This window comes from Paenibacillus sp. Soil787 (assembly GCF_001429545.1).
GTDB lineage: Bacteria > Bacillota > Bacilli > Paenibacillales > NBRC-103111 > Paenibacillus_E.
On the sequence record NZ_LMSP01000034.1, the window covers coordinates 341,007 to 366,858 of the forward strand.

Annotated in this window: 26 protein-coding genes; 17 read left to right on the forward strand and 9 right to left on the reverse strand. The window is 37.5% G+C overall.

The window, feature by feature from the left end:
• Nucleotides 1-3 precede the first annotated feature (3 nt).
• The 11 genes from ASG93_RS25260 (at nt 4) to ASG93_RS25310 (ending at nt 11,946) form a co-directional block, all read left to right on the forward strand.
• Complete coding sequence (locus ASG93_RS25260) at nt 4-2,418, forward strand: heavy metal translocating P-type ATPase (RefSeq protein ID WP_268796055.1); 2,415 nt, start codon at nt 4-6, stop codon at nt 2,416-2,418.
• A 12-nt stretch (nt 2,419-2,430) separates the two neighbouring features.
• Entirely contained in the window at nt 2,431-2,637 is a 207-nt protein-coding gene (locus ASG93_RS25265; protein ID WP_056836450.1) for a DUF2933 domain-containing protein, read from the forward strand.
• Nucleotides 2,638-2,720: 83 nt separating this feature from the next.
• Nucleotides 2,721-4,595: a copper resistance protein CopC gene (locus tag ASG93_RS25270; protein ID WP_056836452.1), complete on the forward strand. Its 1,875-nt coding sequence runs from the start codon at nt 2,721-2,723 to the stop codon at nt 4,593-4,595.
• Between the two features lie 74 nt (nt 4,596-4,669).
• Nucleotides 4,670-5,449 (forward strand): prolipoprotein diacylglyceryl transferase, encoded by a 780-nt coding sequence (gene lgt, locus ASG93_RS25275; protein WP_082615084.1) that lies wholly within the window; start codon nt 4,670-4,672, stop codon nt 5,447-5,449.
• A gap of 14 nt (nt 5,450-5,463) precedes the next feature.
• Nucleotides 5,464-6,165: a response regulator transcription factor gene (locus ASG93_RS25280; protein ID WP_056836454.1), complete on the forward strand. Its 702-nt coding sequence runs from the start codon at nt 5,464-5,466 to the stop codon at nt 6,163-6,165.
• Nucleotides 6,162-7,583, forward strand: a complete 1,422-nt coding sequence (locus ASG93_RS25285; RefSeq protein ID WP_056836455.1) for a sensor histidine kinase — start codon at nt 6,162-6,164, stop codon at nt 7,581-7,583. The genes ASG93_RS25280 and ASG93_RS25285 overlap by 4 nt, the downstream gene beginning before the upstream one ends.
• Nucleotides 7,570-7,779 (forward strand): hypothetical protein, encoded by a 210-nt coding sequence (locus ASG93_RS25290; RefSeq protein WP_056836457.1) that lies wholly within the window; start codon nt 7,570-7,572, stop codon nt 7,777-7,779. Before ASG93_RS25285 ends, ASG93_RS25290 begins: the two co-directional genes overlap by 14 nt.
• Entirely contained in the window at nt 7,776-8,684 is a 909-nt protein-coding gene (locus ASG93_RS25295; RefSeq protein WP_056836460.1) for a F510_1955 family glycosylhydrolase, read from the forward strand. The genes ASG93_RS25290 and ASG93_RS25295 overlap by 4 nt, the downstream gene beginning before the upstream one ends.
• 72 nt (nt 8,685-8,756) lie before the next feature.
• Complete coding sequence (locus ASG93_RS25300) at nt 8,757-9,470, forward strand: cytochrome c biogenesis CcdA family protein (RefSeq protein WP_056836462.1); 714 nt, start codon at nt 8,757-8,759, stop codon at nt 9,468-9,470.
• A gap of 18 nt (nt 9,471-9,488) precedes the next feature.
• Nucleotides 9,489-10,007 carry a redoxin domain-containing protein gene (locus ASG93_RS25305; protein ID WP_082615085.1) on the forward strand — a complete coding sequence of 173 codons (519 nt, stop codon included), beginning with the start codon at nt 9,489-9,491 and terminating at the stop codon, nt 10,005-10,007.
• 67 nt (nt 10,008-10,074) lie between these two features.
• Nucleotides 10,075-11,946 (forward strand): copper resistance CopC/CopD family protein, encoded by a 1,872-nt coding sequence (locus tag ASG93_RS25310; RefSeq protein ID WP_056836464.1) that lies wholly within the window; start codon nt 10,075-10,077, stop codon nt 11,944-11,946.
• Between the two features lie 159 nt (nt 11,947-12,105).
• On the opposite strand, the gene ASG93_RS35425 is transcribed toward ASG93_RS25310, so the two are convergent.
• The gene (locus tag ASG93_RS35425) at nt 12,106-12,408 is read right to left on the reverse strand and encodes a hypothetical protein (protein WP_156411034.1); all 303 of its coding nucleotides are present in this window, start codon (nt 12,406-12,408) and stop codon (nt 12,106-12,108) included.
• A 145-nt stretch (nt 12,409-12,553) separates the two neighbouring features.
• Between ASG93_RS35425 and ASG93_RS25320 the strand changes: the two genes are divergently transcribed.
• Nucleotides 12,554-12,751: a hypothetical protein gene (locus tag ASG93_RS25320; protein WP_056836468.1), complete on the forward strand. Its 198-nt coding sequence runs from the start codon at nt 12,554-12,556 to the stop codon at nt 12,749-12,751.
• A gap of 288 nt (nt 12,752-13,039) precedes the next feature.
• On the opposite strand, the gene ASG93_RS25325 is transcribed toward ASG93_RS25320, so the two are convergent.
• Nucleotides 13,040-14,626: a DUF5050 domain-containing protein gene (locus ASG93_RS25325; protein WP_056836470.1), complete on the reverse strand. Its 1,587-nt coding sequence runs from the start codon at nt 14,624-14,626 to the stop codon at nt 13,040-13,042.
• Between the two features lie 240 nt (nt 14,627-14,866).
• Between ASG93_RS25325 and ASG93_RS25330 the strand changes: the two genes are divergently transcribed.
• The gene (locus tag ASG93_RS25330) at nt 14,867-15,355 is read left to right on the forward strand and encodes an arsinothricin resistance N-acetyltransferase ArsN1 family A (protein ID WP_056836472.1); all 489 of its coding nucleotides are present in this window, start codon (nt 14,867-14,869) and stop codon (nt 15,353-15,355) included.
• A gap of 55 nt (nt 15,356-15,410) precedes the next feature.
• On the opposite strand, the gene ASG93_RS25335 is transcribed toward ASG93_RS25330, so the two are convergent.
• The 3 genes from ASG93_RS25335 to ASG93_RS37275 form a co-directional block, all read right to left on the reverse strand.
• On the reverse strand, nt 15,411-15,989 hold the full coding sequence (locus ASG93_RS25335) for a restriction endonuclease (protein ID WP_056836475.1): 579 nt from the start codon (nt 15,987-15,989) through the stop codon (nt 15,411-15,413).
• Between the two features lie 79 nt (nt 15,990-16,068).
• The gene (locus ASG93_RS25340; RefSeq protein WP_056836477.1) at nt 16,069-16,404 is read right to left on the reverse strand and encodes a hypothetical protein; all 336 of its coding nucleotides are present in this window, start codon (nt 16,402-16,404) and stop codon (nt 16,069-16,071) included.
• A gap of 361 nt (nt 16,405-16,765) precedes the next feature.
• On the reverse strand, nt 16,766-17,242 hold the full coding sequence (locus ASG93_RS37275; RefSeq protein ID WP_056836479.1) for a CBO0543 family protein: 477 nt from the start codon (nt 17,240-17,242) through the stop codon (nt 16,766-16,768).
• A 199-nt stretch (nt 17,243-17,441) separates the two neighbouring features.
• On the opposite strand from ASG93_RS37275, the gene ASG93_RS25350 reads away from it, so the two are divergent.
• On the forward strand, nt 17,442-18,722 hold the full coding sequence (locus ASG93_RS25350) for a hemolysin family protein (protein ID WP_056836481.1): 1,281 nt from the start codon (nt 17,442-17,444) through the stop codon (nt 18,720-18,722).
• 372 nt (nt 18,723-19,094) lie between these two features.
• Here ASG93_RS25350 and ASG93_RS25355 read toward each other — a convergent pair whose 3' ends face one another.
• The 4 genes from ASG93_RS25355 to recJ form a co-directional block, all read right to left on the reverse strand.
• The gene (locus tag ASG93_RS25355; RefSeq protein ID WP_056836483.1) at nt 19,095-19,664 is read right to left on the reverse strand and encodes a hypothetical protein; all 570 of its coding nucleotides are present in this window, start codon (nt 19,662-19,664) and stop codon (nt 19,095-19,097) included.
• Between the two features lie 21 nt (nt 19,665-19,685).
• The gene (locus tag ASG93_RS25360; RefSeq protein ID WP_056836485.1) at nt 19,686-19,946 is read right to left on the reverse strand and encodes a YolD-like family protein; all 261 of its coding nucleotides are present in this window, start codon (nt 19,944-19,946) and stop codon (nt 19,686-19,688) included.
• A 112-nt stretch (nt 19,947-20,058) separates the two neighbouring features.
• Nucleotides 20,059-20,307, reverse strand: a complete 249-nt coding sequence (locus tag ASG93_RS25365) for an ArsR/SmtB family transcription factor (RefSeq protein ID WP_082615086.1) — start codon at nt 20,305-20,307, stop codon at nt 20,059-20,061.
• Nucleotides 20,308-20,504: 197 nt separating this feature from the next.
• Complete coding sequence (gene recJ, locus ASG93_RS25370; RefSeq protein ID WP_056836486.1) at nt 20,505-22,175, reverse strand: single-stranded-DNA-specific exonuclease RecJ; 1,671 nt, start codon at nt 22,173-22,175, stop codon at nt 20,505-20,507.
• 200 nt (nt 22,176-22,375) lie between these two features.
• Here recJ and ASG93_RS25375 point away from each other — a divergent pair, with 200 nt between their 5' ends.
• The 3 genes from ASG93_RS25375 to ASG93_RS25385 are packed head-to-tail and all read left to right on the forward strand — an operon-like array spanning nt 22,376 to nt 25,625.
• Entirely contained in the window at nt 22,376-22,570 is a 195-nt protein-coding gene (locus ASG93_RS25375) for a hypothetical protein (RefSeq protein WP_056836488.1), read from the forward strand.
• Nucleotides 22,567-24,048 carry a recombinase family protein gene (locus tag ASG93_RS25380; protein ID WP_056836489.1) on the forward strand — a complete coding sequence of 494 codons (1,482 nt, stop codon included), beginning with the start codon at nt 22,567-22,569 and terminating at the stop codon, nt 24,046-24,048. The genes ASG93_RS25375 and ASG93_RS25380 overlap by 4 nt, the downstream gene beginning before the upstream one ends.
• Nucleotides 24,048-25,625, forward strand: a complete 1,578-nt coding sequence (locus tag ASG93_RS25385; RefSeq protein ID WP_056836491.1) for a recombinase family protein — start codon at nt 24,048-24,050, stop codon at nt 25,623-25,625. The genes ASG93_RS25380 and ASG93_RS25385 overlap by 1 nt, the downstream gene beginning before the upstream one ends.
• The last annotated feature ends 227 nt before the right edge of the window (nt 25,626-25,852 follow it).

Sequence of the window (25,852 nt, forward strand, 5' to 3'; positions counted from 1 at the left end):
GCCGTGGAAGGACAAGTAAAAGAACAGCTTATTGAGCGAATTAATCTCCCAATTGAGGGGATGACTTGCGCCGCTTGTGTGAATCGCATAGAAAAAACACTTAACAAAATAGATGGGGTTCAAGAAGCCAACGTAAATATCGCGAACGAAAAAGCCAGTGTAGCATTTGATAGATCAAAAACCGATTCCCAAGCTATTGTACAAAAAATTGAATCACTTGGTTACAAGGTTCCCACTTCAAAGATGGAACTTGCCATCGAGGGGATGACATGCTCAGCTTGCGTAAATCGAATTGAGAAAAGAGTAAGCAAAATCAATGGAATCAATGAAGTCAGTGTGAATCTGGCGAACGAAAGAGCGACCATAAAGTTTCAATCTAACGTAGAGCAATCAGAAATCATTCAAGCAATTGAACAGTTGGGGTATAAAACACACGAATTTACGGAGACACATAATCCGACATCCGAACAAGAAGAACGTAGAGATAAGCTTGTTCAAAAGAAAATTAGAACCTTGGTCTTCTCAATTATTTTTACGGTTCCATTCGTTGTTTATATGTTTGGAATGATGGGAGTTATTCCCGAATATCCCGAATTTCTTTACAATCCTTGGTTTCAACTCATCATAGCAACACCTGTTCAATTTATTGCTGGAGCTAGTTTTTATATTGGAGCCTATAAAAATCTAAAAAATAAATCTGCAAATATGGATGTATTGGTCGTATTGGGGACCAGCGCCGCTTACTTTTATAGTGTCGTACTTACCCTTCAAGGGATGCATCACGTTTATTTTGAAGCCAGCTCTATTGTCATTACCCTGATTTTGTTAGGCAAGACTATGGAGTACATCGCAAGAGGTAAAACCTCAGAAGCGATTAAGAAACTGCTTGGAATGCAAGCAAAAACAGCAAGGGTTATTCGCAATGGATTAGAAAATGACATCCCTATTGAATCCGTAGTAGTTGGAGATGTTATTGTTGTTCGTCCTGGTGAAAAGATTCCTGTAGATGGCGTGATTGTCGAAGGTAATTCAACCGTGGATGAATCGATGCTTACTGGGGAAAGCATCCCTGTTGAAAAGAAAGTTGAAGATCAAATTATAGGTGCTACGATCAATAAACACGGAAGCTTTAAATTTAAGGCAACTCGTGTAGGTAAAGATACGGCTTTGGCGCAAATTGTTAAAGTAGTGGAAGAAGCACAAGGTTCAAAAGCACCTATCCAAAGGCTTGCTGATGTGATTTCAGGATATTTTGCTTTTATTGTGATGGCAATAGCGGCAGGCACATTCCTTGTATGGTATTTCTTAATTGCACCTGGGGAGTTTACACCTGCACTCACTAGCTTTGTATCCATATTGGTTATAGCCTGTCCTTGTGCATTAGGATTGGCAACTCCTACTTCTCTTATGGTCGGCACTGGAAAAGGAGCTGAAAATGGGATTCTGTTTAAATCAGGGGAGTTTCTTGAGAAAACACATAAGCTTACTGCAATTGTATTGGACAAAACGGGCACAATTACAAAGGGTTCCCCTGAATTAACGGATATTATTCCGATGCAGAATCGTAACAATCAAGAATTGCTCCATATTGCTGCGATTGCTGAGAAAAATTCCGAACATCCGTTAGGTGAGGCTATCGTTACTTATGCCAAAGAACAAAATGATGAGCTTCCCGAACCAGAGTCTTTTCATGCGATTCCTGGTTTTGGTGTCGAGGCGGTTATCAGCGGCGCAACCGTGATTATCGGAACTCGGCGGCTAATGGCAAATAAGGGTGTTGATATTTCGCATTCTGAAACGGATGTAAGAAAACTTGAACTTCAAGGGAAGACAGCAATGTTTGTTTCAATCGAGGGTGAATTTGCTGGAATTATTGCCGTTGCCGATACGGTGAAAGAGCATTCCAAAGAAGCTATTCAACAACTGAAGCAATTAGGGTTAGAAGTCATTATGCTTACGGGAGATAACAAACGAACAGCAGAAGCCATCGGAAAAGAAGTAGGCGTGTCACGTATCATTGCAGAAGTTTTGCCTGAATGGAAAGCGCAAGAAATTAAGAAGTTGCAAGAGGCTGGGTATGTAGTTGCAATGGTCGGTGATGGTATTAACGATGCGCCAGCTCTTGCTACTGCGGATATTGGTATGGCTATGGGTACGGGCTCCGATATTGCGATTGAAACAGGCGATATCACTTTAATGAGAGGTGATTTAAGGGCAATTGTAACAGCTATTACATTGTCCAAAGTCACAATGAGAAATATTAAGCAGAATTTGTTTTGGGCATTTATTTATAATGGAATCGGAATACCTATTGCCGCTGCAGGACTATTGACCCCTTGGATTGCTGGCGCTGCTATGGCATTTAGTTCCTTATCCGTAGTGAGTAATGCGCTCAGACTTAAACGATTCAAAATTTGAGGAGGGTACAAAATGCAAACATTCCTTAACATTCTACCTTTACTCGCTTGTCCTTTAATGATGTTGCTTTGTATGGGAGGATTATTCAGAGGTAAAAAGGATTGTCATCCAAAGGGAGATCAAAACAATTTATCTGCGAAGGTTGATTTACTTGTAAAACAAAACCAGGAGTTACAAAGAGAGTTAATCGAACTGAAAAATCACAAGAATGCTGGTTAGAAAATTGATAAATGACATTTAGAAATGTCACCCTTAACTTTAAGGGTGGTTTTTCTTTGAATAAATAGCTAGGGGATGTTCTTATGTTTAAGAAATGGCTTTTTGCATTTGTATTAGTTCTTTGTTTTCTGACATCAACCACTACTGCGTTTGCTCATACGGCAATTACTAAAAGATTTCCACAAGCAGATGCATCTTTGGAAACCCCTCCTAAAACGGTAGATGTTTACTTCTTAGACCAAGTAGATGTTCATTCCAATTCGATAATTGTTCGTAACGAACAGAAAATAGAAGTACAAGAAGGTAAAGCAAAAATAGATCCGAATGACATTACTCATGTCTCAGTGAATTTAAAACAGAATTTGTCTCCAGGAAAATACGATATAACTATCGATGTGGTTGCTCTTGATGGTCATCCTGTTCGGGAGGAGTATCAATTTGAAATTAAAAAATCTCCTGAAGAAGAAATGTTTGAGAGATTAAAGCTGGATCGGACCGTTCCTGAAGATGGAAGTATCCTTCCTACCTCTCCTAAAAAAATAGAACTTTGGTATACCGAGCCAGCAAAATTGTCTGTGTTTGCGTTATTAGATGACAAACAACAAATGCTTTCAATAAAAAATCCAATCGTTGATCCAAATGACCCCAAACATTATTTTTTGGACTTGGATACTGAATTATCAGAAGGAACCTATGCTATCCATTCTCTTGTTCAAATCGGGGATAAACAAAAGTATGAAATCAAATACTTTGCGGTTAAGAAATTTTCTTCGTTTACGGGTACTGCTGCTACAACGAATGACTCACTTTTTAATCATATTGGTTTTCTCCAAATTTCCCGTTGGCTTGCTTTTATCAGTCTTCTTACTTTATTCGGAATCACTATATTTCAACAATTTGTAGATAAGGGAAAAGGGAATCAACAACCACGGAAACAATATTCCAAGTATTTCTTCGGAATAAGTATCCTTACCTTATTATTAGAGTTAGTATTGAACAAATTTAGATATTCAGAAATTATTTTAAAAGATTACGTCGTTTTCAATTTCTTCTGGATACCCGTCTTGCAAACTCTATTTGTTGGGATAAGTTGGATATTTAAGGGCAAGTTAAGAATTATATTTCTTTTCCCTTCCGTTTTGTGTTTCGCACTTACTGGTCATTCAATTGTGCCTGGTTACGGTGGTGGCTGGGGTGTTGTAATTACGCTCATCCATCTTCTGGGTGTTGCATATTGGATTGGAGGCTTGTTGGCTTTCTTAATATGGACACCGCAAGAGAACTCGACGATCTGGTTAAGGGAAACAGGAACAAGATTTTCCAAAGGTGCCGTCGTAAGTGTTATTCTTATTGGAGTTTCAGGTATCTGGATGGTTATTAAATATGTACCCTCATTTAGCTTCGATAGTTTGATCTCAAGTTACTGGGGGCAAATGTTGTTTGTTAAAACCTTCTTATATGTTTGCCTTGTATTCATAGGCTACTGGCAAAGAAAATTCTTATTTAAAATGGCTCAATCTATCGCAACCCAGTTCTTGAAATTCGTTAAAGTGGAACTTGTACTATTGGCAATTATCTTGTTCGCCACTGGAGTCCTCGTTGATTTGTCACCAAAAGAAGCTGAGCGAGGTATTTACCCAAAAAATCAGGTTCAACAAGGTATTGAAGTTAAAATGGATATCACGCCATTAAAAGCAGGTGCTAACGATGTTGTACTTCAATTTAACAATGCAACCGAATTTCAAAAAGTTAGTGTGAAATATTTTGCTTCTACGGATTATGTTAATGAAAATACAGCTTTCTCGCTCGGAAACGGGCTTTATAAGATTACGGGCAACGTCTTTCACGGAGCTGGAACTACGAATGTGGTTGTAGAAGCGTTAAAAGCAAATGGCGAGAAATTAGAGTTCCCGTTTAAAATTCAAGTTCCAGGTGTAATGCCAACGAATAATTCCTGATAACTTCACAGATTCAACAAAAATTGATGATAAAATGTTCACTAGATGCTTCTTTGGATAGGGAAGGTGCGTAATTGAGAGTTGTATTATTTTATATTGGAGCTTTCCCTGTTAGATCGTATGGTCTCATGATGGCAATTGCTATTTTACTTGGATTGGGAGTCGCATATTATCTGGCGAACGGTACGAAGTATAAAGAGCATCTTGGAAACTTAATTTTTTATGCTGTAATTGGTGCCCTCTTCGGTGCTCGATTTTGGCAAGTTTTCTTTTTTGATTGGGCTTACTACGCTCAACATTTAAGTAAAATCATTGCCGTTTGGGAAGGTGGGCTTTCGATCCAAGGTGGCTTAGTTGGTGGGTTTGTAGGTGGAGCCATATACTCAAAGTTAAAGAAACTTGATTTTTGGGAAATAGCTGATATCGTAGCCCCTGCGATTGTATTTGGACAAGGCGTAGGAAGAATAGCTTGTTTGCTGAATGGGGATGCTTTCGGTTCGCCTACGGGGTCAAATTTTGGTCTTGTGTACCCTCCAGGCACGATTGCTTATGACACCTATGGTTCTCAACCCTTGTTTCCAGCAGAGGTTTGGGAAGGGCAATGGGATTTCGTTGTATTCGGGTTGCTATTAATTTCTAAAAACCGAAAGTGGTTTAGGGGATTTACTTTCTTAGCCTATAATATTCTGTACTCATTAGGAAGATTTATGCTTGAATTTCTTCGGGGTGATTCACCACGGTATTTATTTCATTGGACGGCAGCGCAATGGACCAGTATGACCATCATTGGTGTATCTATACTGCTTATCGGTTACTTCTACGTAAAGTCTAAAACACAGTTGAAAATTGAATAACAGTTGGAGGATATATGGCTCACGTTCTAGTGGTTGATGATGAAAAGAATATGCGTAACCTCCTTCGCATTTATCTTTCCAATGAGGGATTTGAGGTGACGGAGGCAGAGAATGGTTATGAAGCACTCGAACTTCAGAAACTAAACACTTTTGACCTTATTATTTTAGACATAATGATGCCAGGCATCGATGGTCTAGATGTGTGTCGACACATCCGTGAATCAAAACAAACCCCGATACTGATGCTTACAGCTCGTTCGGAAACAAAGGATAAAGTACAAGGATTAAAATTGGGTGCAGATGATTATTTAGTAAAACCGTTTGAACCCGAAGAACTCGCTGCACGTGTAAGTGCGCTATTAAGAAGAGCCAACTTAACGGTTCCATCTACAGAGCTAAATAATGTGATCCGTTTATTTGAAATGGTTATTCATCCCGAACGGCGTGAAGTTTTTGTCGGTGAGCAGCTATTGGATTTGACTCCCAAAGAATTTGACTTATTGTTTTATGTAGCCAGTCATCCAAAGACGGTATTAACCAGAGAAATCTTATTGGACCAAATTTGGGCTCAAGATTATCTGGGGGATATTCGCACCGTAGATACTCACGTCAAAACTATTCGAGAAAAGTTCCGAAAAGCTGACTTTACCCATAATCCCATCCAAACAGTTTGGGGTGTTGGCTATAAATTTCAAGGAATTGATGAGAAAAAATGAAATGGAACCGAGTGGTCGTTAAATTAGGCAGCACCATAACCATACTTTTCCTTGTTGTACTTCTTCCAATGGGTTTTGTAATCAATCAGATTTTAACTGGCTTTTATCAAAAGAACACGCAAGAAAACATTAAGCTATTATCCACACGCTACGCCAAAGCATTATCAGACGGTGTTTCAACAGTTGAAGGAATCACGACCATTGCAGATTTTTCTGATGTAAAGTTTTTTATTATCGATAACAAGGGGAAGATTATTGCCAACTCTGGACTTCTTGTTTCTGCACAGGACGCATCTTTCCCCTATAAAGACATTGCACCTCTCTTTGAGGGGAAATCGTTATCGATGAATTATGAGGAACCAACGACAAACAACCGCTATATGGTCTATGGGAACCCTATTACTCGTGAGAATTCAGTAATTGGTGGAATATTTGTTCTTTCATCCATTGAGGGAATGCATCAGTCTATGCAAAATGTACAACGTTTATTGATTCTTTCAGGATTTGGGGCATTCTTTTTGGCACTTGGTTTTACTTTTGTGTTATCTAAGAAGTTATCCATCCCGCTCGTTCAAATGGAGCAAGCAACACGGAGAATTGCTAAAGGGGATTTGGAAACACGCGTTCGAATTAAATCCAATGACGAAATCGGTTCGTTAGCACAAGCAGTAAATGAACTAGCTGTTGATTTAAAAACATATCGTGATTCAAGAAATGAATTTTTTGCAAATATTTCTCACGAACTCCGAACTCCCATTACCTATGTAGATGGATATGCTAAGGTTTTGAAGAACAAGCTTTATCAAAACGATGTAGAGCAAGAATATTACTTAGATTTAATTGCTGGTGAGTCCAAAAGGCTTACATTGTTGATTGAAGATTTGTTCGAGCTTTCCAAAATGGAGGAAGGAAAAGTATCACTTGTTTTAGAGTGGATTGATCTGACTGAAGTTTTGGAGAATGTCATTCAGAAATGTAGGTTAAAAGCAAACGAAAAAGGACTCCAATTGCAACATCATTTTGATGAAAATTTACCTCTCGTTTTTGGGGATGGGTTACGCATGGAGCAAGTTTTTACGAACTTGTTGGAGAATGCCATTCGTTACACGAATAAGGGGCATATTGAGATTGTAGTGTTTAAGGAAGAAAATAGTGTCATTATTCGAATTGAGGATACAGGCATTGGAATCTCCGAAGAAGAACTACCTTATATCTTTAATCGTTTTTATCGAGTAGAAAAATCGAGGTCGCGAGAATATGGTGGCACGGGTTTAGGGTTAGCTATTGTAAAGAAGCTTGTTGAGTTACAAGGCGGAGAAGTTCGAGTCGTCAGTGAAGTAAATAAAGGTACTCGCTTTGATGTTATATTTGGAATTCCAGCCTCTTATATCGGGGGGATTGAAAATGAAGTTACTTGATTGGCTCATTGCTTTAGTATTGATTCTCATGGGCGTTGGTTGTTTAACCATGTCAGCATCGTGGATGATGGAACAAGGCTCCCTCCTTCATTACTTAAATAATTTTTTTAGCGTTTGTATGTGGATTGGAATTCCATTGATTATCACTGCAATTGTCTATCTCATTATCAAATCAAAAAAAGGAGAAAGAAAATGAATAAGAAATGTAAACTGTTATTAGTTTCTTCAATGGTTGTAACTGCTCTATTTCTATCCGCATGCTCCAATTCCACGTCTAAAGTAACTATGGAACATGTTCACGGATTGGGTTACTCCAGTGACGGAAAACAAATACTGATTCCTGCACATACAGGCTTGGTCTCCTTTTCAGACGGTAAATGGCAGAATGTCGACGCTCCGAAAAACGATTATATGGGTTTTATCGCAGTTGATAATGGCTTTTATAGTAGCGGTCATCCTGGGGCAGGTTCTGACCTTAAAAACCCCATTGGAATCGTGAAAAGCAGCGATATGGGAAAAACATTAACTAAACTCGATTTGGAAGGCATCAGCGACTTCCACGCAATGACGGTGGGTTATAAAACACACACCATATATGTATTCAACGAACAGCCGAATCCAAAAATGAAATCGGCTGGATTGTATTATACCAAAGATGACACAAAGACCTGGAATAAAGCCGAGATGAATAGCTTTTCTGGAGAACCCTTAACTATGGCAACTCATCCATCCGACGATAAGGTTATTGCACTCGGAACCAAGGAAGGTCTTTATCTTTCTAAAGATGCAGGAATTCACTTTGAAAAGCTGTTGTCCCAGTTAGTTGTAACATCTTTAGCATTTAGCAATAATGGTGATTTGATTGTAGCTACGGCAAACTCACAGTCGATGTTGCAACTCAATTTAAGTAGCAAAGACAAGAAAGATATCAAACTACCAACTTTAGATAAGGATGATGCCTTATCGTATATTGCTCAAAGTCCAAAAGATTCTAATGAGATAGCCATTGCTTCATTCAAGAAAGATGTATTTATAAGCAAAGATTCTGGATCAAGCTGGTCAAAAATTGCTGATAAGGGAATTGGAATAACACAGAAGTAAAGGTTGGATTGGCTTCGGCAAATGATTTTTGTCGAAGCTCTTTTATGAATTTTGTTCTTGGAGTTGAATAACTTGAATGTTGCCGATTTAACTGTGTGGCTGGCTTTCGGTGCTGGCTTTCTTTCTTTTGTCTCCCCCTGCTGTCTGCCGCTGTATCCTTCGTTTCTTTCTTACATAACGGGAGTATCTATTCAAGATGTTAAGCAAGGTAAGGGGTTAATAAAACGAAATGCACTCATGCATACGTTGTTTTTTATGTTAGGTTTTTCCACCATTTTTATTGCACTTGGATTATCGGCAAGTTGGTTGGGAAGATTGTTTTCTTCCAACCAACAGTTCATTAGCCAAATTGGTGGTGTACTTATTTTTCTTATGGGACTAGTGATGGTAGGCATATTTAAGCCACAACTCTTAATGAGAGAGAAGAAATTTCAGCTTCAAAATAAACCTGCTGGTTATCTGGGTTCTTTTGTCGTTGGGATTACTTACGCAGCTGGCTGGACTCCTTGTGTTGGACCCATCTTATCGGCTGTGATTACGTTAGGGGTTGCTGAACCTAATAAGGCAATCTTATATGTTTTTTCTTATACATTAGGATTTATCATTCCCTTTTTTGTTCTTGCTTTTTTCATTAGCAAAATGAAATGGCTTCAGACCTATTCGACTTTATTTATGAAAATAGGTGGGGGCATTATGATATTGACGGGAATTTTGCTTTATACTGGACAACTTACTCAAATCACCCTAGTTTTTATTCGTCTATACGGAGGCTTTACGGGTTTTTGATAGAAAGGAGAGTCTTACTTGAACCATCGAATTCTTCAGTGGCTGATGGTCATTGTTATCTTAGGTTTAGCTGGATTTACGTGGATTTCTCATAAATCAAATTCGGGGGATTCCCTCCATCAAGGAAGTCCTGCAATTGATTTTAAACTTAAAGCACTAGATGGAATCGATTTATCACTCGCGGACTATAAAGGAAAGGGCATTATATTAAATTTCTGGGGAACCTTTTGTAAGCCTTGCCGTGAAGAAATGCCCGCTTTAGAAAGCCAATTTCAAAAATACAAAGATAAAGGTATTGTTGTGATTGGAATTGATGCCAGCGAACCACAGAATACGGTTTCGGCATATGTGAAAGCATTAGGAGTCCATTTCCCCATTGTCTTAGACCCTGGACTTGAAGTTGCAAATGCTTACCAAGCAAATGAACTACCATATTCTGTTTTTATAACTCCTGATGGTCATATCTCACACATCAATATTGGGCAAATGGATGAACAAATCATTGAGAAATACCTAAAAACTGTGCTCCCAAAATGACAAAAAAGTGCGCCGCCATATCTTCATTGGAAGAATTATTATCCATAGACATTAGAGAGGTTTATTTATGAAGAATCGAATTATTTCAATTGTTGCAGGACTGCTATTTGGGTTTTTCTTTAACATAGATCTCACTTACGCTCATTCTCCGATTGAACAAATGTCACCACAAGCAGGGGAAGTATTAGAAACGACACCCAAGCAAATCGAACTTTGGTTTGAAGATCCTGTAGAAGTATTCCAAGGTTCAGTTAGTGTATCCAGTGAGAAAAATGAGAATATTCCACTTGAAAAACCTCAACTTGACCAAAATGACAAACGACATGTAACAGCGGCGCTTCCATTCGCTCTTTCACCTGGGAATTACTCAGTGAAAATTGATGCGATTAGTTATGATGGACATCAAGTAAAGGAGAATTATCAGTTTGAAGTTAAGAAGCCAGTTCGGTCACAAGAAGAGATGCTTCGAAGTTTTAAATTAGAGAGGTCGAATCCAGATGATGGAACCATCTTATCCGCATCTCCTGAACAAGTCGATCTTTGGTTTACAGATAAGACCCAAGTAACGGCATTTGGTTTGTTTGATGATCAAGATAAAGTGATTCCAACTAGTGAGCCAGTTCAAGACACTTTAAATCCAAATCGCTTTACCGTAAAAATAAGTAATCGACTTCACAAGGGAACCTACTCTGTCCATTGGTATGCGACTGTAGGTAAGTTTGAAAAGAATGGCGTTTATTATTTTGCAGTGCAAGAATATACGTCATTAAAAGGGTCTAATGGTATCTCAAAAGACTCATTATTTAGTCATATAGGTTTTTTGCAGTTTGCTCATTGGCTTGCTTTTGTGGGATTACTGTCGCTAACAGGTGGAATGTTCTTAGAATTATTCGTGACTAAGGGGCAAGGTAATGTTCCCCGCTGGAGAAAAGCTTCAATATTATTTTATGGAATAGCAACATTCGGCTTTATTGTTGAGTTCATTATAAACAGAATTAATTATAAGCAAGTACAGTTAAATGAATTCTTTACGTTTTCATTTGTTTGGGTCCCAATCATTCAGATCATCCTCCTGACAATTGGATTTTGGTTTTCCAAAGGGGGCTTTCGAGTAACACTACTCGCAATTACCGTGTTGCTGTGGGCTTTTACTGGACATTCTTCTACTCAAAGCTATGGTGGAATATTAGGTGTTGTTTTGGATGGGGCTCACTTGTTAGCTGTATCTGTATGGATGGGTGGTTTAATATGTATTTTGTTAATGCTACCCAAAGAAAACGCAATGGACTGGCTTAAAGTCGTTGGAAAAGCGTACTCAAAATGGGCATTCGGAAGTATCCTTGTTATTGCGATAACGGGGTTATGGATGTCAAACAACTATGTAACCTCATATAGTATTGAAACTTTTCTTGCCAGCAATTGGGGTAAACTCATTGTTACAAAAATAGTTTTATTTATTGAAATATTAATCATTGGCTATTTGCAAATGAGATATTTAAAGAAGTTTTCTACTATGTCCTTACGCTTATTAAGGCAATTGAAAATTGAGGTTTATATCGCAGGTGTTATTCTAATCGTCGCCGCTGTATTGATTGATCTCTCTCCAAAAGAAGCCGAGCAAGGCGTTTATCCCAAAACAGTAATTATTAAAGATGTGAAGGCTACTGTAGGAATTACACCTCTGAAAATGGGGACTAATGAAATCTCTATTTGGTTTGATAAACAACAAGACTTTGAACAAGTTCGTGTTAAATTTATAATGCCTCCCAATTGGATTGTTGAAGACAATGCTTTCTCGTTAGGTAACGGTGAATATCGTCTGACAGGAGACTTTTTACACGCAGCTGGCGTCATTCAAATGGAAGTTAATGCATTCACAAACCAAGGTGAGAAAATCACTTTCCCGTTTGAGCTTCGTGTACCTGGAGTAAAGTATTGAAGTTAAGGTAAATCCCCACTAATTATTTCGTGGGGTTTTCTATTTATTATGCCATTACAAAAAAGATGCGCCTTTATTTTTTCGTGGAGTGGTTTCATTAATTTCAAGTTTAATTCATAGTCGGTCGAGTCAATGTGCTTAACTATTTTTCTGTTGCGATCACTTCCAACAATCCGCAGTAGCAGATCCGAGATCATGCCAAACTCCTTTTCTATACTGAAATCGATCCAGCACCTCCAAAGAGATGATATTTACAGTCATACCTTCAACTGGATCAGGCACTTCATCCCAACTCTCATAATAGTTTTTTTCTTTGTAATAAGCATAGGCAAAAAAGTGATACCAAACAATCCTGTGCCATGGATATTTTCGTAATAAATCATCAGGACATATTTCCAATCCAAAACAATCATTTAAATATCGTGAAACATACGTAGCAGTTAATTTCTGTGTTGAGTCCAAGTTTGCTTCACCACCACACGGGAACATTGGTTCTTATATTATATGGAGTGATTTCAATATTATCAACACAATACAAAAACGTCTGTAAATAGCACCCTATATATGTAATAATAGTGCATATCATTTTTCTTTAGAGGAGTGCAACATGGCAAAACAACGGCAACTCATCGAACACTCGGATTTTGAACGGATGCGCGTATTCCATCAACCCATTTCAGTCTTTTTAAATGGAGAACTGATGGGAAGCAATATTCTCATACAATCTCACGATAATGAAATCGTAACTGACAGTAATGATGAGAAATATTCGAAGGAAACTTGTCAATTCCTAAGAACGAGGTAAGTAATACCTTCTACGAACAAATAACACCAAAAAGCAATGGACAACCTCTATGGGCTGCCTATTGCTTTTTTAGTTAACGAGTTAAAATCAAATACACCAGTCAACAGCAGCAACAAATCGTTTGCAGTTTTTTACTATTGGTTATGTTTAATGTTGTTTTTTACCCAAAAAGAAAACCTCCCTTTGAAAAGGCGGTTAATTTAACTATCGTTAGCAGAACTCGCGACCGCTTAGAATCGTCACTAATTAGCGAATTAAATAGGCATGTATATAAAAATATAATTTCGTTCAACGAATAAATTTGAATGAGGAATCCCTAGAGGATTGGATTAAAATCCCATTGTCGGATGTGAGTATTCGCGAGATAGGGTCCGCTACTTCAAGCACCAAGCTGCCTGAACCGCCTAGCAGTACAAGTCCGTAGTCATCGTTTTCGCTAAGCTTGCATACGAGCCGCTCATTCAACACTTGTACGCCGACGATAGGCGTTGTCCATACGAGTGGATCTTCCCCGTTCGAATCCGCTTTATAAAGCTCGTATAAGTTATCTTCCTTCTTGGTTGTGTAAAATACGTTGCCGTTGATGCTGTCAAACCATGACACAGCATGGTCGGACAGTTTCACTTCGCCCGTCCCGTCCAACTTAGACGAATATAATGCTTTGTCCTTGTCTTTTACATAGTATAGCTTGTTATTGATAATTCGGAACCAGTTGACACTTGTGTCGACGATCATAGTGTTTTTATTCGTTTTCAGGTTGATTTTGTAAATTTTATTTACGTCGGATTGGACGTGTGATGCTAGCACGTAAACATCGTCTCCGATTACGGATGTCGAGAAAGCATTTGCAACGTCTTCAACATCGCCGTTATACGTGACATGACTGCCGTATAACACGCCTGAATCTCCTACACGCTTTCTGTTCGTTTCATCCTGTCCTGGAGGCAATAAATACAAGTTGCCTCTTTCGTATGCCGCAGCGCCGTGAAGGACGATCAACGTGCCGTCAGGCGTGTCGCGGAAGTCCAAATATCCTGAGAGCATCAACTCAGCTTTCCCGTCATCACTGATTTTCACGAACTTGTCGCTACCCGTAACACCTTCCCCGAGGTGGTAGGTAAACCACAGCGTGTTGTCACGGATTTGAAAGGATATTACCCTTGGCATCCTATCTGTGGTGCCGAAGTTATAAGAATATATCTCCTCCTTGAGGGACGACTGCTGCACGGGAGCACGATATACATGGTTCGTAGTACCCGTCGTCTCGACGAAATAGTAATATCCCTTGAAAAGGGTAACATCGTTCTTACCAGCATATGCAGGAAGGTCGACCGTTTGAATCTGCGGGTTATTGGACGTGATGCTAAGTCCGCTGTTATTGTCCCAATTATAATCCCATCCGAAATCGTCATGTGCGAAGCGCCATGTCATAGGGAAATATGTGATGTCTCGGAAGCTTAACAATGGATACTTTTCTTTTGTGTTGTCAATTTCCTTGCCGTTAATCGTAACAGTCGATGTGGGGACCTCGGCTGAGTAGGTAGCCGCATTACGATGATCTGAATTATACGGCACATATGAGGAAGTCACCTGGTTTTGCTTAATGTTCAAACCCTCATCTGGTGACCAATTCGCTTCCAAGCCAAGCAGTCTAGTATCATACCAGGTCATCGGAAAGTAAGTGATATCGCGATAAACCAAGAGCGGGTATTCACAGAACTTATTTTCAACCTTATGACCGTTCAAGTTTACCTCAAAGTCTGGCAGCGTAACCCTCACGCTAACATCTGCGGCTAGAGAGCTCCCCGCAGGCATCAATAAACTCATGAATAATGAAAAAATACCCGAATATCCAAATATTTTTTTTCTTATCATTGCTTCATCTCCTCTCACACATAACTAGACGCGAGCAAATTGTAAAAAGTTTCTATTAATTTGAAATTAGATACAAAATTAAGTGATTTCGCCTAATCCATGGGGAGTCTTTTATACACGTGAAGATTCAGAATTCGAAGCAGCAGAAGATCACGTAATCCCTGTTTCTTCTGTATGTTGCACAACACCTGAACCGACAACAACAAGCATTAAATTAACTGATTTCAGAGCTAAAAATACATGTTGTTAATTCGAAGAGCTACCAAAGCTGATATCTCAAACATTCTTCAGATTTATAATCAAGGGGTCGAAGACCGCATCGCTACGTTAGAATCGGAAACAAAAGATGAAATCTACATGCAAGAGTGGTTCGAGAAGCATCAAGGGCAATTTAGTGTTCTCGTAGCCGAAGATAATGGAAATGTTGTCGGTTGGGCTTCAATTAACCCATATAGCAACAGATGTGCCTATGATGGCGTTGGTGACTTATCGATTTATATCAATCGGGATCACCGCGGCAAAGGAATTGGTGGTCAGCTGCTTCGTGAAATCGAAACAGTGGGAAAAGAAAATAAGTTCTACAAAATTGTTCTATTCACGTTTCCGTTTAATCATCTGGGGCAAAGTTTGTATCGAAAAGCAGGGTACCGCGAAGTGGGTGTATTTCAGAATCAAGGAATCCTAGATGGGGAATTTATTGATGTTATGGCAATGGAAAAGCTTTTATAGCGCATGCTGCTAATTAAAAGGGAGTCCGCTCTTGCATAGCGGACTCCCTTTTAATTCAAGCAGTAGAAGGATTGAAAATAAATTTTGATGAAGCATTTTTATGCTCCAAACTTCTAACCCACAAATCAATTAATTCTCGCCCTTCAATTAGTCTTATATTTAATCCCTCTGCATAAGCCCTTGCATTTGGGGTAAAAGTGCTCGTGGTAATTACATAACCACCTTTAGCATTTTGTTTTATCATTTGCGAGTGAATAATCGCAATCGGATCAAAAGAGACTGGGTTATAGTCGGCATAACATTTTATTTGCCCAAGATACAACCCATCACCACGTTTTTCTTCAATATCAACTCCGAAATCACCCGATCCACTAGTTACAAATGCTTCACTTTGATTTACATCAGACATAATCTTAGCAACGAATCGTTCAAAGTCTAATGGGTTTTCTTTTTCTGGATCATCACTTTTCTTATAACGCTGATACAAACCGACAAGGAGCGTTTTTTTCATCTCTTCGTTGACTGATATAAAATCAATAGCTGATCGTCTTATCGAATCTAGTTCCTGTTTCGTCTTTAAAAGGTAAAATCCCATAAAACCAGCGACTATTAACACAACAATTACATATGACATTGTAACAATCTCCCCTTAACAAATTTTCATTATCATTATTGACTTTTGGGGAGTGAACTAGACACAAAATTTAAGATAATTAATACGTCCAATAGCAGTTTTCAGGGTCTTTATCAAACAAAAACCCTTTAAATATGGTCGTTCGAAGCTGATGTTGATCGGTTCGCTCTAAATATTGAATCTGACAACAAAGCATTGGTTCAATCCAATATGTTTTCTTATCAATTCTAGTTTGTATCTGCTTTGCTATTTCTAAAAATGCCCGCTTGTCATCGACCCTAAAACCAAATTCAACAATACCGACAGGCTTATACCTAACTGTTTTAAAGTGCAGTCCTAATACCAAACCAAACTGTGGTTCGGTTCGATAACCTAAAATAATTGCGTCGATCGTTTTGAAATTCTTAATTTTCAACCAATCTTTCGTTTCTACACCTAAGACATACTTAGAGTCTTTTCTTTTCGAAAGTATCTATATAAAAACCATGTACATAAAATATTATACTTATCCTTTTCATTATAAACCTAGCATATTTGAAATAATTTTAATATGTACATATTTAACCTATGTACAAAAATAGTCGTTATTTCTGTACAATTCCAATAGTACACTGATGCGGTGGCATCTCATAGAAAATCTGAATACTCGGGTATTGAATCTTTATTTTGTATTGGGTAGACTACTTATTTTCAAGAGCATTTAAACAAATGTTGAGTCAACAAATCAGATGAGGCTTAAGTGTGCATAAAATAAAAAAGTGAGGGAGTTAATCCCCTCACTTTTTGCTATTAAAGTTAATACCCTGTCTTTTTCCGAGGACGTAGTACCCGTATACTATTATTTCAGCGATGAAATAGGACACAAAAGTCCAACCAAGATTCCAGCCGTTACTATATTGAACTTTGTGGATTAAGACACCAATGAATTCAATCCCAGTTAATAGTGCACAGAAAATGAGTAAGCTCATAATCGGTTTATGATTCTTAGAATGAATCCAATAAATCATAAAGCTGGTTGTCACAGGGTACAGTCCAATATCAAATGGTAGTGCAGAAATGGTTTCATCATTCTGAATCAATGGGGTGAAATCCCAAAACTCTAGGTGATATCCAACAGCGTTAATAACTGAAGAGATGATTGAGGAAATCGGACTTATAAGTATCACAATATTTGAAGCTTTTTTATATAAAAACAATCCGAATATCCATGGAATAATAAAACCCAAAATGATATTTACAAGAATACTTACCACTCTCCTTTGAGGAAGTTAGTTAGTATCAAGTATGACCATCAAATCATGAGTTATACTGCTCGATTTGCTTTGAAGGATAGAAGTACGAACCCATGTAACATTGATAAGTTTTTCCAAACAAGATAAAATTAGTTCACGTAAACTTAGTTTAAAAACTACTCATGAAGGAACTAAACATTGAAGCTGAAAGAAGGTCAATATGCTTATCAATCTGTTGTTAATTGCAATACTTATTCTACTTACTGCTTTTTTTGTTGCAACTGAATTCGCTGTTATTCGAATTCGTCCTAGTCGCGTAGATCAAATGGTTTTGCAAGGCAAGAAAAACTCCCTTGCAGTTCAGACAGTTACTTCAAATTTAGATGGTTACTTATCAGCATGTCAGCTTGGTATCACGATTACAGCCTTGGGACTTGGTTGGCTAGGTGAACCGACGGTCGAAAAGCTTCTCAATCCCCTGTTCCAATTGATTGGGGTAGGAGAAAACTTATCACATATTTTATCATTTGGCATCGCATTTTTATCCATTACTTATCTTCATGTCGTACTTGGTGAATTAGCACCCAAAACGTTAGCCATTCAAAAAGCAGAAGCAATTTCTATCGTAACAGCTCCATTAATTATTTATTTTTATAAAATCATGTATCCTTTTATTTGGATGTTAAATGGTTCAGCTAACCAGCTTGTAAAAGTTTTTGGAATTAAGCCTGCAAGCGAGCATGAAGAAGCCCATTCAGAAGAGGAAATTCGTATTATTTTATCAGATAGCTACATGAGCGGGAAAATCAATAAGACGGAGTACGGTTATGTAAATCGTATTTTTTCATTTGATGAGCTGTTGGCGCGTGAGATTATGGTACCGCGTACTGACATGATCTGCCTTTATGCAGATAAATCGCTAGAAGATAACATGGCTATTATTACGAAAGAACAATATACTCGTTTTCCCGTTGCTAAAGAAAACAAGGACGACATTATAGGATTCGTCAATACCAAACAATTTTTCTTGAGCTATCTCAGTAGCCCAGATTTTAATTTTAAATCATTGCTTCAACCGATGATGACCATTCCTGAAGTCATGCCTGTGAAAGCCTTGCTCAAGAAGATGCAGCGAGAAAATGTGCATATAGCTCTGGTTTTTGATGAATATGGCGGGACCTCAGGTTTAATAACGATTGAAGATATTCTAGAGGAAATTGTCGGTGAAATTCGTGACGAGTTTGATAAAGATGAAAAGAAAGAAATAGAGATCTTAGGAGAAAATCATTATTTAGTAGAAGGTATCGCCTTAATAGATGAGATCAATTATATATTAAGAACTGACATTGACCACGAGAATGTTGACTCAATCGGCGGATGGTTATATGGTAAGCAGCCTGAGTTGAACGTTGGTGAAGAATGGAAATATGGTTCATTGACATTCATTGTGCGTGAAAGAGATAACAATCGAATACGTAAAATCGAAATTGTCAAAAGTTAAAATAAATGTGAGAATATAAGACGGGACTGCTCTGGTAGTTCCTCTGTTTTATTTGTTACATCATAATCACAAATCATTGCAAGTTGTCTTTTGCTATTTCGATCCCAGTCAACCCAAATGGAATCAGCTTTAAATTTGTATTTAATTTTTCTTTAAAATTCAATAAGTTCATTAGACATTACTATTCCCCCACTTCGACAATAATAAATTATTTATAACATTATTTAACAATAAACTAATATAATTGTACAGTAATTCGACATTTTTATTATTAAGATCTCTATTTATGCTATAAGTAGATTGAATATAAGTGTACAATCATGAATTTTGTCCATATAAAAAAGAATGCCTATTTTACGGGCATTCTTAACATTATTTATGTACAACATAGTATAAGTCCAATATTATATAGATACTCGCAACAATACCTTCCATATCATGTTCAATGCTCCAAGAGCTTAAATCCTTACCTCGCCCTTCAATAAATGCGGTTGGAGTAATAATGTCTGTGCTACCTATAATCTCATTCAGTCGACTTTTACGGGTCGTAAGTGGTTCCTTCATGTGCTCATAAGAAGTAAGTAAAACATCAAAAGCAACAAAAGTAGCAGGATGAGTTCTAAGTGCTGCTTTAATTTTTGCTGAATCAGAAATACGACCACGATAGGAAAAATCATCGAACACGGATCTGCCGTCTCGAATACATACACCTTCACAATCCAATATTGCTGTATCTGCTTTTATTGAAGAAACAGCTTCCTTCAATTCAGGAAATTTACTCGTTACAACATTACCATTTCGGGTATACGCTTCTAAACGTGTACCTTGTTTGTGTAAGAGAATTCTCCAACCGTCCCATTTGGGTTCAAAAATAAATTCATTATCATCAAAGGCTTCTTTACCGATGGAAACAATCATTGGCTTTATAGGAGAAAACAGCATACAATTACACCTTTTTTAACCTCATTGTAGAATTATATCCATTATGTCCTCGATCCCTATCCAAGCATACTCCTTATCATTTTCTACCTGTATTTGTTTGGTCACAGGAGAGACCTTGGGGATCTTGCCAATCATTTTTTGTAACCCATAATCGGACCAAATGGAAACCTCAACTAATAGTTCATTAAATATGGCAACACCCATCGTTCGAATGATTTCTTCATACTTTGTTTCATTTAAACTCGGTCTATCCAACTTTGACTTTTCGATTTGGGAAACCATACCATCACCTCACACTAGAACATTTGTTCCTATATTGTATCTAATTTAAAACTCAGTTGCAATTCAATTTGCTGAAAACAAAAAGAGCACCCAAATGAAACAGGTACTCTTATTATTGGGATGATTCCAATGCAAGCATCATCATTTGCTTCAATCGATCGTTTTTAATCGTATACATAACCGTCTTACCTACATTTCTATCGTTTGTGAAGCCTAACCGTTTTAACTGACGAAGATGATGGGAGGCAGATGAGATGGAACATTCGACTACATTGGAAATGTCACTAACACACATTTCATCTTCTAGACAAAGAACATAAAGGACTTTCATTCTTGTTTGATCAGCCAACGCTTTAAACATTTCTACAATTCCACTTAAACTTTGTGTATGTATGGTTTCACGAGCTCTTTCTAATTTCTCTTGCGATAATGACGCGGAAACATTAACAACTATCGTATAACCCTCCCCGCAAATAACATTCAAATGTCCATTTGAATGTTATTATTGCCTACTTCATTCATTTTAAACATTCATCAGAATTAATATTGCTTACCTAATTAATCTGACCCTTTGGAACTCTTCGTTCGAATATCCAGTAAATTAAATTGAAATTTCCTTCCCCCAAAAGTATATAAACCTTCCGCGAAACCTGAAGCGATCTCTTCCAATGAGCTTGACTTACCAAATGCAATAACTTGTTTTTTATCAATACTGAACTTCAAATGATCAGAAGCTTTGCCAAATGATGCAATCTGATAAGCATTTGATAGCGATGCTAGGAATATTGGTTTAGGGTTTCCTAGTCCGTATGGCTCTAAAGCAATGAAATCATTAATGGTGGATCTATCCCATCCTTCAATCGGATATTCAGCAAGAAAATGGGTAACAGGTTCATTCGCTTCCTCTAGTTCGGCAGAAGACTGTAAAGCTAAAATAAAAGCTTTTAAATGTGCTGAATCCGTTGAAATTGTTAATCCCGCAGCTGCCTTATGCCCACCAAACTTCTGCAAATAATTTGAAACACGGGTCAGCGTATTTATCATCGAAAAATTTGTCCCTTGTACGCTCCGAGCCGAACCAGTTCCATCATTTGCAATAACAATTGCTGGTTTCTTAAATTCTTCTGTAACCCTGGCAGCAAGTATTCCTGCAATTCCTTTATGGAAGCTCCCATGAATTGTAATTATCTTTCCATGTTGCAAACGATTATATAAAATGGTCTCCCTGAGCGTAGCATATTCAATTTTCTGCATATCTTTTCTGAGCAAATCTATATACACCATATTCCTAAAATCTTCTTGTCTCGGTTCATCTGAAATGAATGCGTGTAATGCTTTATTGGGGTCATCAATACGTCCACATGAATTCAAAATTGGAGCGATCTGAAACCCTACAGTTGTACTATCAATTTCTTTTATTTGCAAAACAGAAAAGAAACACTTGAGGACTTCACAGGGCGTAACATTCATTTTTTGCAAACCATAATAACAAATAGCTCTATTTTCATCTGTTAACGAAACCATATCAGCAATTGTGCCAAGTGCTGCAAACTCAATGAATTCCATAAGTTGCTTAGCCCACGGACCCTTAAAAACCATAAAAAAAGCCTGTACCACTTTTAAAGCAACCCCAGCGCCGCACAATTCCTTAAATGGATACGTTTCGTCTGCTCCCTTTGGATTTATAAAAGCAAAACAATCGGGATCTTCTTCTAAAATCTCGTGATGATCTGTAACGATAACATCTATGCCCATATGCTTAGCGGTTCTTAAAGCATCATGAGCATTGGAACCGTTATCCACGGTAATTATTAATGAAGTTTTCTCAGGGAAATTTTGAACTGCTTTGGAAGTTAAACCATAGCCCTCCTCTCGTAACGGAAGACGAACTTGAACTTCTGCCCCTAATTTCTTCAATGCCCTATATATAATTGCAGATGAAGTGATTCCATCTACATCGTAATCACCGAAAACCATAATTTCTTCTTTATGTACGATTGCTTTCACAATCCGCTTCAAAGCTTTACTCATATCCTTAAACAAAAATGGATTGTGTAGCTGACCCATGGAGGGAAACAAAAAAACCTCTATTTTAGAAGGCTGGTCGTATCCATGACAAAACAAATGATACATCACCAATGGATGAATGTTGTACTGACGACTGTAATAATGAATTAAATCTTTATGAGGATGAGCCTCAAGTGGAATATCCTGATGTCTCCAATTCATCCCTTTGATTCCTCCTCTTTTCATTGAAATGCATCTTGGATTTCAATAACTTAATATTGTAAATTATACCCATTATTAGCTGAATTCATTCAAATACATAATCGATCAATTATATGTTTGAATAATTATTCGAATTATTGTCAATATTTAACATAATAATGCGAGTATAAAAATCAAGATAACGTTAAAGGAGGATTTTAATGAAAAAGGTCGTTGAAGGTAAAAAATTAAAAGTCCGTTCATTGAGTTACGTAAATGATCCTGAAGCTGCTCAGAAGTGGTTCGAGTTATACGTTGAAATTCTCGCTGACCGCCTCGTAAGACAATCAGCAATAATAAAGGCGAACGAACATATAAATGAATTAAATTCTTATTTAGAGGGTGAACCCTTATGAGCCTAACAGTTGCCTATTACCGTAGTTCGTCAGAATTACAAGAAGACTCTGTTGGGACGCAGCAATTTTATGCCATGCAATACTGTTCCAATAATATGCTTCTCATTGATGATGAATTTACAGACGAGTTTGTATCCGCTAAACTCGTACCACTTAAAAAGCGTAATTTTCACAAAGTTATTGAAGGAATTAACAAGGGAGATATAAAAACACTAATTATTTATAAACGAGATCGTTTGGCGCGTGATGTTGTCGAGTACATGGAAATTTACTCTGTATTAAGAAGACATAATGTTCAAGTTCACTTCACAGCCTCTCATGAAGCTCCAATGAGATTTGATGAGATGGGGGAATTTTATGAACTCATTATGGCAGGTCTTTGTCAGCATGAAGGGGATCAGATTAAACTTCGCATCAGCGAAGCAAGAGCTGCCACTTTTCAAAAAGGCAAACACAAAGGGAATTTACCTTATGGTTACGTAATAAATGAAGAAACTGGGAAAATAATGGCTCCGCTAGAAGCTAAAGAAAATATCAAATTAATATTCTCTGAGCTTCTAAGTGAGAAATACAATTCGACAAACGAATTAAGATGGTACTTAAAACGTAACAATATTCAAAAATTGCGATTAAAGGAAACAAAAAAATTTAACCCCGAATGGAATAGCAAGGCTATTGAAGATCTCATCTCGAACCCCATGTATATGGGAATGAGACAAATGAACTTTAAAGGTGATCCTGTTAATTACAGCCACAAAGATTATGTGATTATTGATGTTGAAAATTGGCTCAGGGCTCAAGACATTTTGCAAAATATGAAATCAGGAAAATTACGATCTAAAAGACCAAAAGGGTCTTTTTTACTTGAGGAGATTATAACTTGTGGTGTCTGTAAGAGCCCATTAAAAACAATAATGCGACAACGAATGAAGAACTGGGTAGGCGTTTACGAATGTAAGGAGCATAAAATCAAATTACTCAGTGATGAAGCTGATTCTGAAATATTTGATATTTGTAGTAGTTACTTTTTCACAATTCTTACCGACTATGGTGAAAACTTATTTAAAGTGTTTTTCACAAAAAGAACAGACGTGATGAAACAGGAAATAAAACAATTGGAGCAAACCATTGATCGCTTGACTGGGAGAATCGTCTCAAGTGTAAAACGGTTGATTGGGATTAAAAATGTGATGGAAAGAGCGGGGTTAGAAAATAAACTTGTTGCATTGGAACTGAAACTTAAAGAAGTTCGAGAAAATAAAGAACAAATAGTTTTTCAAACTGAGAAGTTAAAGGAATTGCCCGCTCAAATAAAATCCTTCAAAGATAAAACAAAGTTTATGGAGGTTTTAAAAAATTTAGAACTCCATGAACGACTCGTACTATTAAAAGACATCATCATAATCGCTAATGTAACTGAAGAAGGGATGGAACTTAAATTGAAGCATCCGTACTTAAGCTCCTATGAGGTAGAATAATGATTTCGATTCATGAGGTACTGAAACCTGGTAGAAAGGGTCTCTTTTATGGTCGCCACTCGACCGATGATCAAACACTTGAAACACAACTCTTTGTCGCAAGAAATTTGGTCCAAGAATTTGGTTGTGAAATCATTAAGGAATTCAAGGATGAAAATGTTTCAGCAGTGAAACGAAATATGGATAAACGTCAAGGACTCGCTGACCTAATGGATTATATAGAGATCAATACGGTTGATTTTGTTGTGATTTATGACCATACTCGCCTTGCAAGAAACGCAATGGAACACCAAAAGATCAGAGCTATTATGAATGCAAAAAAAATACCAGTAGTAATGAGTTCCACCCGAGACTTGTACAATACAGGTGATCTTCTAGGTCAACTTCTTAAGGATGGATACAGTAAATATGAAGCTGACGCTATCAGGCAGCGAACTGAAGATAATCATTATAAGTTTATTAGACAGGGTGTCTATCGTGGGGGCAAGCTTCCATTCGGATATTTATATTCACATGAGAAATATAAATTTGTAGTATTGGAAGATCAAAAACAAATCGTTATAGACATTTTCAATAAATACCGCGAAGGGGAGGGACTTCTATCCATAGCAGCTTCGTTACCTGAAAAAAGCTTTCATGGTCGGGATTGGAAAAAGGACGATGTCAAAATGATAATTACAAACCCATTTTACGTAGGTTATTTAACCGCGAAACGCTTTCGGCGCGATTATCACAAGCAACTTACAGAAAAAGAGCAATGGATCATGGGGTTCTGTGATCGGATTGAAACCTTTATTCGATATGAGGAATGGGAACTCTGCTACGAAATGTATCGATCAAAGAGATCTGGCACAGTATCACCCAAAAAGTATAAGACACCTTTCTTTCTTAGGGATATCCTATTTTGCATGAAATGCCATAAGGCTCTAAAATCCAAAAATCAAATGTACAAATATCACAACGGGAAAGATCACGGTAACTCCATTTATTATTGCGAGAATAAAGCTTGCAAACTTAGATTAATTAGTACGGAAGTTCACGGGAAATTTATCGAAGAAGAATTAACAGCGATACTTCTAAAGTACCTATCTACCTCACATAAAGACCTTCATTCGGAAATTATGAGCAAGCTTCAGCAAGACATTTTAGCATTAACTCAACAAATTAGATTGCTTGAAGCACAAGTCGAAGAATATATTCTTCAGATACACCGAGCTGAGGTTGAATTTCAAACCTTAAGTTCCGATGAGGATAAACCGCAAGAATTAAAAAATAGTTTTTTACGGTATCGGATTCAACTGAAAGAAAAGATTACAAACATTAAGAAACTGATCGTCGAGAGAAAGCATAAGATCCAATATATTGAAAATGTTGAATCAGATATTTTTCTCATGAAAGACGTACTTCAGAAAACAATCTCATTAGAGTACAAAGGCGATGTAGACCCTCGACTTCGAAGGATTGTACTTTATGTTTATGAACGAATTGAAATTGATGAAAATCTGAACTATACCTACCAAGCTCGTATTGATTTGGAAAATATAGGACCTGTGGTACTAAGCGGCTTAATACTTTAAGCCGCTTTTTTCTGCGTATTTACAGGATTCTAGGTAATTGGGACAAGCATTCGAAAAACCTAGGTCAGAGGGTAAGGAAAGGGATCCCTTTCCTTACCCTCTGACCTAGGCGATATCCGCAAAAGGGCTTGTACACTAATGATTTGAGGGTTTGTCCTATAATTAAAAAACAATTGAAAAGCTTGTCTCGGTAATTAGGGTACGGCATATAACTTGAATTTTAGAAT

Coding starts and splice junctions, on each gene's coding strand:
- ASG93_RS25330 (WP_056836472.1), top strand. CDS start 14,867: ATGTTGTTAATTCGAAGAGCTACCAAAGCTGATATCTCAAACATTCTT.
- ASG93_RS25290 (WP_056836457.1), top strand. CDS start 7,570: ATGAAGTTACTTGATTGGCTCATTGCTTTAGTATTGATTCTCATGGGC.
- recJ (WP_056836486.1), bottom strand. CDS start 22,175: ATGAATTGGAGACATCAGGATATTCCACTTGAGGCTCATCCTCATAAA.
- ASG93_RS25295 (WP_056836460.1), top strand. CDS start 7,776: ATGAATAAGAAATGTAAACTGTTATTAGTTTCTTCAATGGTTGTAACT.
- ASG93_RS25365 (WP_082615086.1), bottom strand. CDS start 20,307: ATGTTTAAAGCGTTGGCTGATCAAACAAGAATGAAAGTCCTTTATGTT.
- ASG93_RS25350 (WP_056836481.1), top strand. CDS start 17,442: ATGCTTATCAATCTGTTGTTAATTGCAATACTTATTCTACTTACTGCT.
- ASG93_RS25335 (WP_056836475.1), bottom strand. CDS start 15,989: ATGTCATATGTAATTGTTGTGTTAATAGTCGCTGGTTTTATGGGATTT.
- ASG93_RS25375 (WP_056836488.1), top strand. CDS start 22,376: ATGAAAAAGGTCGTTGAAGGTAAAAAATTAAAAGTCCGTTCATTGAGT.
- ASG93_RS25360 (WP_056836485.1), bottom strand. CDS start 19,946: ATGGTTTCCCAAATCGAAAAGTCAAAGTTGGATAGACCGAGTTTAAAT.
- ASG93_RS25385 (WP_056836491.1), top strand. CDS start 24,048: ATGATTTCGATTCATGAGGTACTGAAACCTGGTAGAAAGGGTCTCTTT.
- ASG93_RS25270 (WP_056836452.1), top strand. CDS start 2,721: ATGTTTAAGAAATGGCTTTTTGCATTTGTATTAGTTCTTTGTTTTCTG.
- ASG93_RS25325 (WP_056836470.1), bottom strand. CDS start 14,626: ATGATAAGAAAAAAAATATTTGGATATTCGGGTATTTTTTCATTATTC.
- ASG93_RS25310 (WP_056836464.1), top strand. CDS start 10,075: ATGAAGAATCGAATTATTTCAATTGTTGCAGGACTGCTATTTGGGTTT.
- ASG93_RS25265 (WP_056836450.1), top strand. CDS start 2,431: ATGCAAACATTCCTTAACATTCTACCTTTACTCGCTTGTCCTTTAATG.
- ASG93_RS25280 (WP_056836454.1), top strand. CDS start 5,464: ATGGCTCACGTTCTAGTGGTTGATGATGAAAAGAATATGCGTAACCTC.
- ASG93_RS25285 (WP_056836455.1), top strand. CDS start 6,162: ATGAAATGGAACCGAGTGGTCGTTAAATTAGGCAGCACCATAACCATA.
- ASG93_RS25355 (WP_056836483.1), bottom strand. CDS start 19,664: ATGCTGTTTTCTCCTATAAAGCCAATGATTGTTTCCATCGGTAAAGAA.
- ASG93_RS25380 (WP_056836489.1), top strand. CDS start 22,567: ATGAGCCTAACAGTTGCCTATTACCGTAGTTCGTCAGAATTACAAGAA.
- ASG93_RS25320 (WP_056836468.1), top strand. CDS start 12,554: ATGGCAAAACAACGGCAACTCATCGAACACTCGGATTTTGAACGGATG.